The organism is Pseudoxanthomonas sp. LjRoot125 (assembly GCF_964252705.1).
In the GTDB taxonomy this organism is placed as follows: Bacteria; Pseudomonadota; Gammaproteobacteria; order Xanthomonadales; family Xanthomonadaceae; genus Pseudoxanthomonas_A.
Map to the genome: position 1 here is coordinate 2,771,664 of NZ_CAXUOY020000001.1, position 13,268 is coordinate 2,784,931.

At 66.9% G+C, this 13,268-nt stretch carries 11 protein-coding genes and 1 tRNA gene; 5 read left to right on the top strand and 7 right to left on the bottom strand.

The genetic code is table 11. The features are described 5' to 3' along the window. Positions 1-1,383, bottom strand: a complete 1,383-nt coding sequence (gene hisS, locus ACSION_RS12780; RefSeq protein ID WP_435306200.1) for a histidine--tRNA ligase — start codon at positions 1,381-1,383, stop codon at positions 1-3. A 117-nt stretch (positions 1,384-1,500) separates the two neighbouring features. Here hisS and ACSION_RS12785 point away from each other — a divergent pair. The 5 genes from ACSION_RS12785 (at position 1,501) to pgaD (ending at position 7,695) form a co-directional block, all read left to right on the top strand. Next, positions 1,501-1,577: transfer RNA gene (locus ACSION_RS12785), tRNA-Pro, on the top strand. Positions 1,578-2,028: 451 nt separating this feature from the next. Then, complete coding sequence (gene pgaA / locus ACSION_RS12790) at positions 2,029-4,089, top strand: poly-beta-1,6 N-acetyl-D-glucosamine export porin PgaA (protein WP_435306201.1); 2,061 nt, start codon at positions 2,029-2,031, stop codon at positions 4,087-4,089. A gap of 2 nt (positions 4,090-4,091) precedes the next feature. Beyond that, positions 4,092-5,996, top strand: a complete 1,905-nt coding sequence (gene pgaB / locus ACSION_RS12795) for a poly-beta-1,6-N-acetyl-D-glucosamine N-deacetylase PgaB (RefSeq protein ID WP_435306202.1) — start codon at positions 4,092-4,094, stop codon at positions 5,994-5,996. After that, the gene (pgaC, locus tag ACSION_RS12800) at positions 5,993-7,243 is read left to right on the top strand and encodes a poly-beta-1,6-N-acetyl-D-glucosamine synthase (protein WP_435306203.1); all 1,251 of its coding nucleotides are present in this window, start codon (positions 5,993-5,995) and stop codon (positions 7,241-7,243) included. The genes pgaB and pgaC overlap by 4 nt, the downstream gene beginning before the upstream one ends. Further along, positions 7,240-7,695: a poly-beta-1,6-N-acetyl-D-glucosamine biosynthesis protein PgaD gene (gene pgaD / locus ACSION_RS12805; protein WP_435306204.1), complete on the top strand. Its 456-nt coding sequence runs from the start codon at positions 7,240-7,242 to the stop codon at positions 7,693-7,695. Before pgaC ends, pgaD begins: the two co-directional genes overlap by 4 nt. A gap of 9 nt (positions 7,696-7,704) precedes the next feature. On the opposite strand, the gene ACSION_RS12810 is transcribed toward pgaD, so the two are convergent. Genes ACSION_RS12810 through ACSION_RS12835 form a run of 6 tightly spaced genes read right to left on the bottom strand, consistent with a single transcriptional unit; the run spans position 7,705 to position 13,267 of the window. Further along, on the bottom strand, positions 7,705-8,967 hold the full coding sequence (locus tag ACSION_RS12810) for a glutamate-5-semialdehyde dehydrogenase (RefSeq protein WP_435306205.1): 1,263 nt from the start codon (positions 8,965-8,967) through the stop codon (positions 7,705-7,707). A gap of 19 nt (positions 8,968-8,986) precedes the next feature. Continuing rightward, positions 8,987-10,135 (bottom strand): glutamate 5-kinase, encoded by a 1,149-nt coding sequence (proB, locus tag ACSION_RS12815; protein ID WP_435306206.1) that lies wholly within the window; start codon positions 10,133-10,135, stop codon positions 8,987-8,989. A gap of 9 nt (positions 10,136-10,144) precedes the next feature. Continuing rightward, positions 10,145-10,384 carry a YciI family protein gene (locus ACSION_RS12820; RefSeq protein ID WP_435306702.1) on the bottom strand — a complete coding sequence of 80 codons (240 nt, stop codon included), beginning with the start codon at positions 10,382-10,384 and terminating at the stop codon, positions 10,145-10,147. A 14-nt stretch (positions 10,385-10,398) separates the two neighbouring features. Beyond that, positions 10,399-11,691, bottom strand: coding sequence for an argininosuccinate lyase (gene argH / locus ACSION_RS12825; protein ID WP_435306207.1), 1,293 nt, complete (start codon positions 11,689-11,691; stop codon positions 10,399-10,401). Next, a complete protein-coding gene (gene argC, locus ACSION_RS12830) occupies positions 11,688-12,650 on the bottom strand; it encodes an N-acetyl-gamma-glutamyl-phosphate reductase (protein ID WP_435306208.1) in 963 nt (320 codons plus the stop codon). The genes argH and argC overlap by 4 nt, the downstream gene beginning before the upstream one ends. Next, on the bottom strand, positions 12,647-13,267 hold the full coding sequence (locus ACSION_RS12835; RefSeq protein ID WP_435306209.1) for a GNAT family N-acetyltransferase: 621 nt from the start codon (positions 13,265-13,267) through the stop codon (positions 12,647-12,649). Before ACSION_RS12835 ends, argC begins: the two co-directional genes overlap by 4 nt. Position 13,268: the final 1 nt, after the last annotated feature.

The following is a 13,268-nucleotide window of genomic DNA, read 5'->3' on the forward strand; positions in this document are numbered from 1 at the left end:
TCAGCGCCCCGCCAGTGCGCGTGCCTGTTCCAGCTCCACCTTCAGGCTGCTGGCCAGTTCCTCGCGCTTCACTTCGAACTGCTGCTCGCGCAACAGGTCCTTCACCGTCACCGCACCGCGTGCCCGCTCGTCTTCGCCGGCCAACACCACGAAGCGAATGCCCGCGCGCGAGGCGTACTGGAACTGTTTGGCGAGCTTGCGGCCTTCCATCTGCACCTCGGTGTTGATGCCAGCCGCACGCAGGCGCCGGGCGATATCCAACGATTCAGCCAACTCGCCTTCATCCATCAGCGCGACCATCGCTTGCACGCTGCTTTCATCACTGCCAGCGATCAGGCCGGCTTCGCGCAGCTGCCAGAACAGGCGCGTCAACCCGATCGAGATGCCCACGCCCGGCAGCTTCGACTTGGTGTAGTGGCTGGCGAGGTCTTCGTAGCGGCCGCCGGAGCAGATCGAGCCGATCTGCGGGTAGCCGTCCAGCTGCGTCTCGTAGACGGTGCCCGTGTAGTAGTCCAGCCCGCGCGCGATCGAGAAGTTCAGGCAGTACGCCGCTTCCGGCACGCCGAGCGCCTTGACCAGCTCCAGCACTTCGCGCAGCTCGGCGATGCCCTGGTTGAAGATCTCGCTGCCCTGCCCCAGCGCATCGAGCTTGGCCAGCGCGTCGGCGTGGCTGCTGCTGCGCATGGCAACGAAGTCGAGGATCCGGTCCACGCCCTCGGCGGACATCCCGAAGCCTTCACCGGTCAGCGTCTCGCGCACGTAGTCGGCGCCGCGCTTGTCCAGCTTGTCGACTTCGCGCAGGACCAGTGCCTGCTGCTCGCCGTCGGTGACGCCCTGCGCCCCGAAGAAGCCGCGCATCAGCTTGCGGTTGTTCAACTGGATGGTGAAGTCGCCGATCCCCAGGTCGCTGAAGACCGCATGGATCACGGCGAGGATCTCGGCATCGAAGCGCACGCTGAGCGCGTCCTTGCCGATCACGTCGATGTCGCACTGGTAGAACTCGCGGAAGCGGCCGCGCTGCGCGCGCTCGCCACGGTAGACGCGCTGGATCTGGTAGCGGCGGAACGGGAACGTCAGCTCATGCTCGTGTTCGGCCACGTAGCGCGCGAGCGGCACGGTCAGGTCGAAGCGCAACGCCAGTTCGGGCAAGCCCTCGCCTTCCTTCGCCAGCGCACCGGTGGACTGGACGAAATACACCTGCCGCTCGGTTTCGCCACCGGACTTGGTCAACAGCGTCTCGGACAGTTCGAATACCGGCGTTTCCACCGGCAGGAAACCGAAGCGCTCGTAGTTGCGTCGGATGGTATCCAGCATGCGCTGGAAGGCGATCTGCTCGCGCGGCAGCAGTTCCATCACTCCAGGCGGCGTACGGGGCTTGATCAAGCGAAAAACTCCGGCAGAAGGCAACAGCGCATTCTAAATGGGAAGGCCCCGGACCAACAGGAAAAGCACTCGCCCTATTGCCGCCCGCGCGACGACTGCATACAATGCGCGGCTCCACGGGGTGTAGCTCAGTCTGGTAGAGCGCTACGTTCGGGACGTAGAGGTCGCAGGTTCGAATCCTGTCTCCCCGACCAACACATGAAACCCGGGAAACGAAAGTTTCCCGGGTTTTTTGTTGTCCGCCTTCTGACCCCCGTGAACGTCCGTTCGGGCATGCCGGTGCGGTCTTCAGCCGGGCATCGCCCCCCCCCCCCCCGCCTCGCATCGCGAGGGGTGCCCGGACCGCGATTTCAAATAGTGTCGGCCGTCACAGAAAACTGCCGCTGAGCGTCACTCTTTGTCCGCGCCTTGCCGGAACCATGACCACCGGTAGTCCTGCCATGGGTGCATCCCAGCCCTGCCTGCGTCTTCTTCCCCCCTTGTGCCTGAAGTTGCGCGCAGATCGGTTCACTTATATTTACGAAAAATGAACATTTGTCGCCCCCATCTGACCTTCTGGGTGCTCATTCGGAGAATTGGCAGAGTTTTTGCTTTAGATCGGTCTTGAAGGACCGCGTCTCCCGCGCCCGTACATCAGGCCTGCTCTTGAAACTCCGTTTGTTGCACCTCGCCCTCGCCTGCGCCTCGGGCTTTTCCCTGCAGCTCCCGTCCGCCCTGGCGGCTTCCGTCGACACGCCACCCGCGTCGCGCGAAGCCCAGCTGGACGAGGCCGCGCGCCTGCGCGACGAACGCCACTGGCTGGCCGCATTGTCGATCTACGAGCGCTTGCTGGCGGCCACGCCCGGCGACGACGAGGCTTACCGGCTGCGCACGCTGACGCTGGCCGACCTGGGCAACGCCCAGCGCGCATGGCAGCTCTATAGCGATCGACCCCATGCGTTCACCGCCGCACAAGCGACCCGGCTCGAGAATGATCGCCTGGCGCGGCTGATCGTGTGGGGCGGCCTGTATGCGCAGGAGACCGCCTCGCGACTCGACGAGATGCGCTTGGCCGAACGCGCGATGGCCGAGCACCTCGCACGCCTGACACCGGCCGAGCGTGCCGACGCGTCACGTGCGCGCCTGGACACGCTGATCATCCTCAACACGCTCGAGAAGCACGAGGAGGTGGTTGCCGCCTATCGTGCCCTGCAGGCCGACGGCGTGCGCGTGCCGCCCTATGCCCTGGCGAAGGTCGGCGATTCGCTGCTGGCAACACGCCATCCTGAGGAAGCGGCCGCGGCGCTCGAAGCCTCCCTGGTGGACATGCCGGGTGAGTTCGACATCCAGTTGCTGCTCGCCTACGCCTATCTCGAATCGGAGCAGCACGACCGCGCATTGGCTCAACTCGAGAGTCTCGCCAAGGCAAACGAGCCCTGGCCGCGCGCCGCGGGCGCGCGTCGCGGCCATCAGAACTGGCAGCGATTCGAGGCCGACACGAACCACGCGATGGTGACCGCGTACGGCAATCGGCTTCGCGAGGCGGAAACGGCGCTCCAGGCGCTCGTTGCGCTGGCGCCCAACAATGCCGGCCTCCAGTCGCGCCTCGGCTCGGTCTTCAGCATGCGGGGCTGGACCGAGCGTGCGCTCGAACGGCAGCGCATGGCGATGACCCTGGATCCGCGCAGCACCGAGGCGCGTATCGGAGCGACCGAATCGCTGCTGTCACTCGACCGTATCGAAGAAGCGCGTGTGCTCCGTGACGGATTGATTCAGCAATACCCCGGCAATACCCATGTACGCCGGCTCGAGCGGTACTGGGATGCGCGCCAGGGCTGGCACGGGCGCGCGTGGGCGGCTACCGGTCGCAGCGATGCCACAGGCAACGGCAGCACCGCGTCGCCGCTCGGCAATCGCGACGGCGAATACGGCCTGGCGGTAGAGAGTCCGCTGCTGGGCGATCGCTGGCGCGTCACCGCACAAGCCAGTGACGCGTGGGCGGACTTCCAGGGCGAGCGCGTGCATGGTCGCTATGCCGGCATGGGGCTGCGCTATGTGCACGATCGCCTTTCGCTGGAAGCACAGGCCCTGCGTCCCGACGATCGCTATCTGGACGACACGGCGATCGGCCTGCAGGCGGGCTGGCGTTTCAACGACACCTGGTCCGCCACCGCCGCGGCGTTCCATGCGGACCCGGAAGCCTCGTTGCAGGCGCGCCGCAGCGGTATCGGTGCGAACGCATGGCAGGCAGCGGTGACGTGGACGCCTTCCGAGCAGGGCCAGCTGGGTCTTCGCTACAAGCATTGGGACTACGACGACGGCAACCGGCGCCAGGAGCTGGGGCTTGCCGGCCAGCGCCGGTGGATCACACGACCCCACCTGCTGGTCGACGTGATCGGTGACGCGTATGCCTCGCGCGGCAGCCGGGACGACGCGCCGTACTTCAATCCTTCGAGCGACCACGCCCTCAATGGCGGCGTGCGCCTCGACCACATCGCATGGCGTCGCTACGAACGCCACCTGCGGCAGCGCCTCGAAGTCACTGCCGGAACCTACTGGCAGGAGGGCTATGGCACTGCCTGGGTGCCGCGGGCGAGCTATCGGCACGAATGGAAGCTGGGCATGGGTCATCTGCTGGACTACGGCGTGTCCTGGTCGCGCCCCGTGTACGACGGACAGCGGGAACAGCGCGTTGCGCTGGATATCGAATATCGGTGGGGAGAATGACCATGACGCGCATCCTGTTCGCACTCGTACTGCGTGCCTGTCTCGCCGTGGTCGCCGCATCGCCCTTCGCGGCCCTCGCGGCCGGTACGGGCGTGGGCGCCAGTACGCTCCAGGTGGGCGGCAACCGCCTGCTGGTCCTGAGCTACCACGACATCCGCGACGACGTCGCCCGCAAGGGAGACCCGGACGGCTACGCGGTCAGTGCGCAGAACTTCGCCGCGCACCTCGACTGGTTGTCGGGCCACGGCTATCACCCGGTCAGCCTCGGCGATGTGATGGCTGCCTCCCGCGGCGAACACGCCCTGCCGGAGAAGGCGGTGCTGCTGACGTTCGATGACGGCCTCCGCAGCGTGTACACGCATGCGTTTCCGCTGCTGCGCGCATACGGCTACCCGGCACTGGTAGCGGTGGTCACCGACTGGGTCGAACTTCCCAAGGATCGTCAGGTCGACTATGGCCCGCGCATGTTCACGGGCGACGACTTCCTGACCTGGGCGCAACTGCGCGAAATGCAGGCCACCGGCCTGGTCGAAATCGCGTCGCACAGCCACGACCTGCACCACGGCGTGCAGTCGAACCCGCAGGGCAACATGACGCCGGCGGCCATCACCCGTCGTTACGATGCCGGCGCGCAGCACTACGAGACCGAAGCCGACTACCGCGCCCGCATCCAGGCTGACCTGCAGACGAGCGCCGACTTGCTTCAGCGTGAGCTTGGCGTGCGGCCGCGCGCGATCGTCTGGCCGTATGCCGCGTACAACAGCATCAGCAACGGCATCGCCGAAGCGCTTGGCATGACGGTTTCTTTCGATCTGGAAGGTCGTGAGCAGGTGCTGGGCCAGGATCTGCACGGATTGGCGCGCCTCCTGCTGAGTGACAACCCGAGCGTCAACGACTTGGCCTACGAGCTGCGGCGCGACGAGAACGTGACCGGCGTGCGCGCCATGCAGGTCGACCTGGACTATGTCTACGATGCGGACCCGGCGCAGTTGAACCGCAATCTCGACGTGCTGCTGGAGCGGGTCAAGCGGATCGGGCCCACCCACGTGTTCCTGCAGGCCTTCGCCGACCCCGACGGCAATGGCTCTGCGGACGCACTGTACTTTCCGAACCGGCACTTGCCGGTGCGCGCCGACCTCTTCAATCGCGTGGCCTGGCAGCTGCGCACGCGTGCGGGCGTCAAGGTGCTCGCGTGGCTGCCGGTGCTGGGCTTCGAGCCAGCCGATCCCGAGCAGCAACGGGCCCTCGCCCTGCCGGAGCGCAAGGGCGACATCTTCCGCTTGGATCCGAGCAACCCCCGCGCCCGCGCGATGGTCAGCGACATCTACGAAGACCTCGCGATCGCAAGCTACTTCGAAGGCCTGCTGTTCCACGATGATGCCTACCTGCGCGACGACGAAGTGCCCGCGGTCGGCGATGCCGAGGCGCGCGCGCAACTGCTGGTGGACTTCACCCTCGAGTTGAAGCGCTCCGCCGAGCGCTGGCGGCCCAAGCTGCTCACCGTCCGCAACCTGTACGCGCGCACGGTGCTGGAACCGGAAAGCCAGCAGTGGTTCGGCCAGCGGTTGGATACGTTCCTCACGGTTTACGACTACACCGCCCTGATGGCCATGCCGTGGATGGAAGGCGAGCATCGCCGGCCCGCGGCCTGGATGCGCGAACTGGCCGACGCGGTGCGTACGCACGATCCGTCGTTCAACAAGACTCTGTTCGAACTGCAGACGCGCGATTGGCGGAACAACACGCCGATTCCAGGCGAGACCCTGCAGGCCCTGGTTCGCCAGCTACAGGCGGACGGCGTGCGCCACCTCGGCTGGTACCCGGACGACTTCATCGGCGACCAGCCACGCCTGCCCGATGTGCGCGGCAGCCTGTCGGCGCGCAGCTTCCCGTACGAGGAACGATGATGGGCACGTACCTCGAGACGCTGTTCCAGTTCGCGTTCCTGTATCCCATCGTGATGTCCTTCTTCTGGATGTCCGGCGGGCTCTACTACTACTTCCGCCGCGAACGGCAAGCGCGTCCGCGCAACGATCCGCCGCCGATGGCGGTGATGCCGTTCGCCACGCTGCTGATCCCCTGCCACAACGAGGGCGACAACGTCGAAGACACGATCGGCGGCGCGCTCGCGCAGCGGTATCCGGACTTCGAGGTGATCGCGATCAACGATGGCAGCCGCGACGATACCGGCGATCGATTGAATGCCCTGGCGGCGATACATCCGCGCTTGCGCGTGATCCACCTGGACAAGAACCTGGGCAAGGCGAACGCGCTGCGCATGGGCGCACTGGCTGCGCGCAGCGAGTACCTCGTCTGCATCGACGGCGATGCGCTGCTGGATGAATACGCCACGCACTGGATGGTCTGGCACCTGACGTCCGGTCCCCGCGTGGGCGCGGTAACCGGCAACCCGCGCATCCGCAACCGATCCACGCTGCTCGGCCGTCTGCAGGTGGGCGAGTTCTCTTCGATCATCGGCATGATCAAGCGCGCGCAACGCGTTTACGGCCGGATCTTCACCGTGTCGGGCGTGATCAGCGGCTTCCGTCGCACCGCGCTGCATCGTATCGGCTACTGGGCCGACGACATGGTGACCGAGGACATCGACATCAGCTGGCGCCTGCAGCTCGACCATTGGGACATCCGCTACGAGCCCAATGCGCTGTGCTTCATCCTGATGCCGGAAACCCTCAAAGGCCTGTGGCGACAGCGCCTGCGCTGGGCACAGGGCGGCGTCGAAGTCCTGATCCGCCACAGCGTCGACATGTTCACATGGCGCAAGCGCCGCATGTGGGCGGTACTGGCGGAATACCTTCTCAGCGTGGTCTGGGCCTACACGATGCTGCTCATCATCGTGCTGTGGGCATTGGGCAAATTCGTGCAGATGCCGCCAGGCCTGTACGTACATACCCTGCTGCCATCCTGGCACGGCGTGATCCTTGCGCTGATCTGCATGCTGCAGTTCGCCAGCAGCATCGTCATCGACCGCCGCTACGAGACCGCCGTAGGCCGCAACTATTTCTGGATGATCTGGTACCCGATGGCGTACTGGATGCTGAGCCTGTTCACCACCGTCGTGGCGGTGCCGAAGACGTTGCTGCGTCGTCGGCGTGGGCGCGCCACGTGGGTCAGTCCTGACCGGGGAATACAATGAAATTCGATTCGCGCTTGATCCGCAAACCCATGAAGCAGCCGCGCCTGCAACGCGCGGCGTGGGGCTTCGTCACCCTGGGCTTCTGGATGATGTACGTCTACTTGTGGACGCCGCTGGTGACCCTGGTCCTGTGGCTGCTCGGCATCCGCACGGCCTTCTTCGAACTCTACGTGCGCGAGCACACCATCGAGCCGTTCCTGCTGTTCACGCTACCGGTACTGGCCATCGCATGCGCATTGCTGTTGATCGCATGGGCCGAGTACAACCGATTCCGGTTCAGTCGGGTGGACAGGCGCAGCCAGCCACGCAGCGCGACGTTGACGGAAGTCGCGGATGCCTTGGGCGCACCCCCTGCGGTCGCGCGCGCGCTGGTACTGGGCAAGGTGACGGTCCTGCACATGGGTGAGGACGCCCGCCCACATGGCTTCACCGCGCTGTCCGGGCCTGTCTGAGGCCTGCGGTCAGCGCAGGTCCGGGTGTCTCACCTGGCCTTCTCCGCGAACGACGAAACGCTCCACCGTCAGGGCTTCCAGCCCCATCGGACCGTAGGAGTGCAGGCGCGTGGTCGAGATACCGATCTCCGCCCCCAGCCCGAGCTCGCCGCCATCGGAGAACCGCGAAGACGCGTTGACCATGACCACGGCGGAACGGAGCGCCTGGATGAACCGTTCGGCATGGGCCGGGGTACGGGTGACGATCACCTCGGTATGGTCGGAGGTGTGGCGGCGCACGTGGGCGATGGCGGCGTCCAGGTCGTCGACCACGCCGATGGCGAGTACCAGATCGAGGTACTCGGCCGCGAAGTCGTCCTCGGTCGCCGGGACGGCATCGGGCACCCATGCCCTACCCGCTTCGTCGATGCGCACATCCACGCCACGGGCGCGCAAGGCTTCCACGGCGCGTGGCAGGAAAGTCGGTGCGATATCGCGGTGAACCAACAGCGTCTCCAGCGCATTGCACGCGGAAGGACGTGAAACCTTGCCGTCGAGCAGCAGGCCGAGCGCCACGTCCTGGTCTGCATCCGCGTCCACGTACTGGTGGCAGACGCCCTTGTAGTGCTTGATCACCGGCACGCGTGCATGTTCGGCGACGAAGCGGATCAGGCCCTCGCCGCCGCGCGGAATCACCAGGTCGATGACGTCGCTGAGCTGGATCAACTCCAGGATGGTTTCGCGCCGCAGGTCCTCGACCAGCGTCAGGACGGCCTCGGGCAGGCCGGCCTCGCGCAGGGCACGACGCAGTGCTGCCGCGATGGCGGTGTTGGAATGGATGGCCTCCGATCCGCCGCGCAGGATCACCGCATTGCCGGCCTTCAGGCACAGTGCCGCGGCATCGGCCGTCACGTTGGGGCGCGCCTCGTAGATCATGGCGATCACACCCAGCGGCACGCGCACGCGCTCCACGTGGATGCCGTTCGGCCGGTCATAGGCGCGGGTGACCTGTCCCACCGGGTCCGGCAGGTCGGCGACTTCGCGCACGGCGGCCGCAATCCCGTGAAGCCGTTTGGCGTCCAGGCGCAACCGATCCAGCATCGCACTGCCGGTGCCCTTGGCTTCCGCGGCTTCGATGTCGCGTGCGTTGGCGGCCAGGATCCCCGCTTCATCCGCAAGCAACGCGTCCGCCATCGCCCGCAGCAGCGCGTCCTTCGCCCCGGTCGGCAGCGTGGCGATCGCATGCGCGGCATCGCGGCATTGCAGGGCTTGCTGGGTGATCGCGCCAGTCATGCGGACTCCGGGAGAAACGTCAGAGGAGGACGAGATCGTCGCGATGCACGACGTTCTCGCCGTAGGTGTAACCGAGTATGCCTTCGATGTCGCGCGAATGACGGCGCGCGATGCGGCGGATATCCACGGCCGAATACTGGCTCACGCCGCGTGCGACGGGGCGGTCTCCTTCGCCGTCGCGCAACACTACCTCGACCATGTCGCCGCGCCGGAAATCGCCTTCGGCCGTGGTCACGCCGCCCGGCAACAGCGACGCGCCCTTGCCCGTCATCGCGCCGGCCGCCCCGGTGTCGACGACGATCGCACCGGCTTCGACCGGCACGTTGCGAAGCCAGTACTTGCGCGCGGCGAGGCGGTTCTGCGCCGGACGGAACCGCGTGCCGAGCAGCGATCCGCGCGCGAGCGCCGAGACAGCGGCCGCCTGCGTACCGTTGAACAGGAACGTCTCGATGCCCGCGGCGGCGGCCTTAGCGGCCGCTTCGAGCTTGGTGTGCATGCCGCCCGTGCCGACGCCGCTGCCGGCGCCCCCCGCCATCGCGAAGAACGCGGGCGTCAGCGCCTCGACGTCGAGGATCGGCTGGGCATCGGCGTGCGTGCGCGGGTTGGCGGTGTAGAAGCCGTCGATGTCGGTGGCGATGAAGAGCGCATCCGCATCGATCAGCGCCGCCACGACGGCGGCCAGGTTGTCGTTGTCGCCGAGTTTCAGCTCGTCGACGGAGACGGTGTCGTTCTCGTTGATGATCGGCAGCGCACCCAGCGCCAGCAACTCCTGCAAGGTCGCCCGCGCGTTGAGGTAACGCCGGCGATTGCGCAGGTCGTCGTGGGTCAGCAGCACCTGCGCCACCGGCCGATCGAAGAAGCGCTGCCAAAGCGCGATCAACTGCGCCTGACCGAGCGCGGCCAGCGCCTGCCGCTCGGCCATCGCGACGCCGGCCTGCGGTTTGCGATGCAGCAGGCCGCGCCCGGCGGCCACCGCACCCGACGACACGATCACCACTTCCCTGCCCGCTGCGATGCTGGAGGACACGAATTGCGCCAGTGCCAGCGCATGGCGCGGGGTCAAGCCTTCGTCGCCGCCGGCCAGCAGGCTGCTGCCGACCTTCAGCACGGCGCGACGCCATGTCGGCAACGCTTGTTCTTCGAACGGTGGCGGCGCGGCGTGGGTCATCGTGTCAGCTCAGCGTGTGTTCCATTCGTAGACGGTGAGGTCGGACGTGCCGAGCGTCGCCAGCGGATCGCGTGCCGCGATCGCACGGGCCTGCTCCAGCGAATCGAGGTTGACCAGCACATAGGCACCACCGGTCTTGTCACTGAAACCCCCGGTCACCTCGAGGTGGCCGCTGTCGCGCAGCTGGTCCAGGAACGCGAGGTGCGGTGCGACCGCGCCTTCATCGAACGCAGGGCGCCGCATGGCCATGACGAGATAGCGCTTCACAGGGCGTCCCAGCGCGCCATCAGCGCGTCCAGGCGGAGGTCCGCGCCAGCTCCCGGCGATACGCGCGCCGCCAGGCTGCTCTCGGGCGTGCGTCCCCGCCCGGCCGTGTCCGCGGAGGCGGCCGCTGCCTTGTAGGCTTCGCGGAACGGCACGCCGGCGACGGCTGCTTCCACGGCGACGTCGGTGGCGTACATGCCGGAATCGATCGCGGCACGCAGGCGGTCTTCGCGCCACTCCAGGTTCGCGAGCAATGCCGGTAGCAGTTCGAGCGCCGGCAGGCCGCGGCCGAAGCCATGGAAGATCGCGCCCTTGCTGGCCTGCAGATCGCGGTGATACCCCGACGGCAACGACAGCAACTGCTCGATCTCCGTGCGCGCCGCCGCCACGCTGGCGTGGGTGGCGCGCATCAGTTCGATGACGTCGGGATTGCGCTTGTTCGGCATGATCGAACTGCCCGTCGTGTACTGCGCAGGCAGCGCGACGAAGCCGAACTCCGCGCTGGTGAACAGCGACAGGTCCCACGCGATGCGGCGCAGGTCGAGGGTGGCGCCACCGAGCGCTTCCAGCGCGGCCAGTTCGAACTTCCCACGCGAGAGCTGCGCGTAGATCGGGCTCACCTGCATGCGCGCGAAGCCGAGCGCGGCGGTCGTGTGCTCGCGATCGAGCTTCAGGTTGACGCCGTAGCCAGCCGCGGTGCCGAGCGGATTGGCGTCCACCAGCTTCAGCGTGTCGCGGGCGCGCATCGTGTTGTCGATGAAGGCCTCGGCCCACCCCGCCCACCACATGCCGGCAGACGACACCACGGCACGCTGGATATGGGTATAGCCCGGGATCGGCAGGTCGCGTTCGGCCCGCGCGCGGTCCAGCGCCACCTTGGCCACTTCGCGCGACAGCACCGCCACGCGCGCCAGCTTCTCCTTCAGCCACAGCCGCGTGGCGACCAGAATCTGGTCGTTCCGGCTGCGACCGGTATGGATCTTGCGACCCGCATCGCCCAGCCGCTCCGTCAGCCTGGCCTCGATGGCGGAGTGGCCGTCTTCGTAGCGTTCGTCGAGGACGAAGTCGCCGCGACGGAAATCATCCGCCAGCGACGCCAGCTCACGCTTGAGGCCCGCCAGCTCGTCGCCGGACAGGATGCCGATGCGCTGCAGGCCTTCGGCATGCGCCGTGCTGGCCTGGATGTCGTGCAGGAAGAATTCGCGGTCCAGCACCACGTCGTCGCCGGCCAGGAAACGCTGGATCTCCGCATCCACTGCCACGCCGGGCTTCTGCCACAACAGGTCGCTCATGCCGTCGTCTCCTGCGGAATGCTGTCGCGTTCGTCGAATCCGAACGCAAGGTTGAGGTTCTGCATCGCCTGCGTCGCCGCGCCCTTCAGCAGGTTGTCGAGGGTCGCGACCACCACCAGGCGCTTGCCACCGGGCGCCAGGGTGAAGCCGCCGATCTCGACGCCATGCCGGCCGGCGATGCGACTGACCCACGGCGCCTCGTCCAGCACCTGGATCAACGGTTCGCCCGCATAGCGATCACGGTAGAGCGCACGGATGTCTTCGATCTTCGCCGGTTGCTGCAGCCACAGGTTGACCGTCATGGTGATGCCGCGGAAGTGCGGCGCGACATGCGGCATGAACTCGACGGGCAGGCCCAGGTGGCGGCTGACCTCGCGCTCGTGCATGTGGTCCGTCAATGCGTAGGGCATCAGATTGTCGCGCAGCAGGTCGGTATTGTTCTTGTCCGACGGCGAGGTTCCGGCGCCGGAATAACCGGACACGCCGAAACATTGCGGCGGACCCGCCAGGCGACCGAGCAGCGGCGCAATCGCCAGTTGCATGGCGGTGGCATAGCAACCGGGATTGCTGATGCGCTTCTCGCCGGCGTACGTTTGCCGGGTCAGTTCGGGCAGGCCGTAGTACCAGTGCTCGTCGAAGCGAAAATCCGCCGACAGGTCGACCACCACGGTGTCCGGTGCCTGCGCATCGATCGCGGCGACCAGCTCGGCCGCCTTGCCGTTCGGCAAAGCGAGGATCACCGCATCCGCCCCCTTGCCGCCGACCTGTTCGTGGCTCAGGTTCTCGTAGCGGAGCTCGCCTGCGAACTCGGGAATGTAGTCGCTGACCTTCTGCCCATCCAGCTCGCGCGAGGATACGAACGCCAGCTCAAGGTGCGGATGGCGGGCGATCAGGCGGATCAACTCGGCGCCGGTATGGCCTCGGGCGCCGACGATGCCGACGGTCTTGGTCGTGCTCATGGGGAATCCTGTTCGTGCCGGGCGAGCTTCGCCAGCAGGTTGCGCTTCACCGCCGGCCATTCGCCATCGATGATCGAGAAGACGACGGTGTCGCGCGGCGATCCGTCGGTATGCCGCTTGTGGTTGCGCAGCACGCCGTCCTGCTTTGCGCCGAGCCGGGCGATCGCCGCACGCGAGCGATGGTTGAACCAGCTGGTCTCGAAGACCACGCTGATGCAGCCCAGTGTCTCGAAGGCATGCGTGAGCAGCAGCAGCTTGGTCTCGGTGTTGACACCCGTGCGCTGTACGTCGGGCGCATACCAGGTGTAGCCGATGCTGAGCTTGGGCACGTCGGCTTCCAGTCCGTAGAAACGGGTGCTGCCCACGATGCGGCCGCCCGCATCCCGCACCACGAACGGCAGCACGCGGCCGTCGGCCTGCGCCGCGAGCACCGCATCGACGTAGCCCGCCGCATCCGCGGACTTCGGCACCTGCGTGAACCACAAGGCCGCCAGTTCGTCGCCGGCCAGCGCCGCACGCAGGCCCTCCACATGGTCGCGCGACATCGGTTCGAGGCGCGCATGGCGGCCCGTCAGGACCGGTACCTGCTGCCAAGCCATTGGAATCGAAGCGCCCATC

What these genes read in the sequence shown, in the direction of transcription:
- ACSION_RS12810 (WP_435306205.1), bottom strand. Translation starts at nt 8,967, where the DNA reads ATGACTGGCGCGATCACCCAGCAAGCCCTGCAATGCCGCGATGCCGCG.
- proB (WP_435306206.1), bottom strand. Translation starts at nt 10,135, where the DNA reads ATGACCCACGCCGCGCCGCCACCGTTCGAAGAACAAGCGTTGCCGACA.
- argC (WP_435306208.1), bottom strand. Translation starts at nt 12,650, where the DNA reads ATGAGCACGACCAAGACCGTCGGCATCGTCGGCGCCCGAGGCCATACC.
- ACSION_RS12835 (WP_435306209.1), bottom strand. Translation starts at nt 13,267, where the DNA reads ATGGGCGCTTCGATTCCAATGGCTTGGCAGCAGGTACCGGTCCTGACG.
- pgaD (WP_435306204.1), top strand. Translation starts at nt 7,240, where the DNA reads ATGAAATTCGATTCGCGCTTGATCCGCAAACCCATGAAGCAGCCGCGC.
- argH (WP_435306207.1), bottom strand. Translation starts at nt 11,691, where the DNA reads ATGAGCGACCTGTTGTGGCAGAAGCCCGGCGTGGCAGTGGATGCGGAG.
- pgaC (WP_435306203.1), top strand. Translation starts at nt 5,993, where the DNA reads ATGATGGGCACGTACCTCGAGACGCTGTTCCAGTTCGCGTTCCTGTAT.
- pgaB (WP_435306202.1), top strand. Translation starts at nt 4,092, where the DNA reads ATGACGCGCATCCTGTTCGCACTCGTACTGCGTGCCTGTCTCGCCGTG.
- ACSION_RS12820 (WP_435306702.1), bottom strand. Translation starts at nt 10,384, where the DNA reads ATGGCCATGCGGCGCCCTGCGTTCGATGAAGGCGCGGTCGCACCGCAC.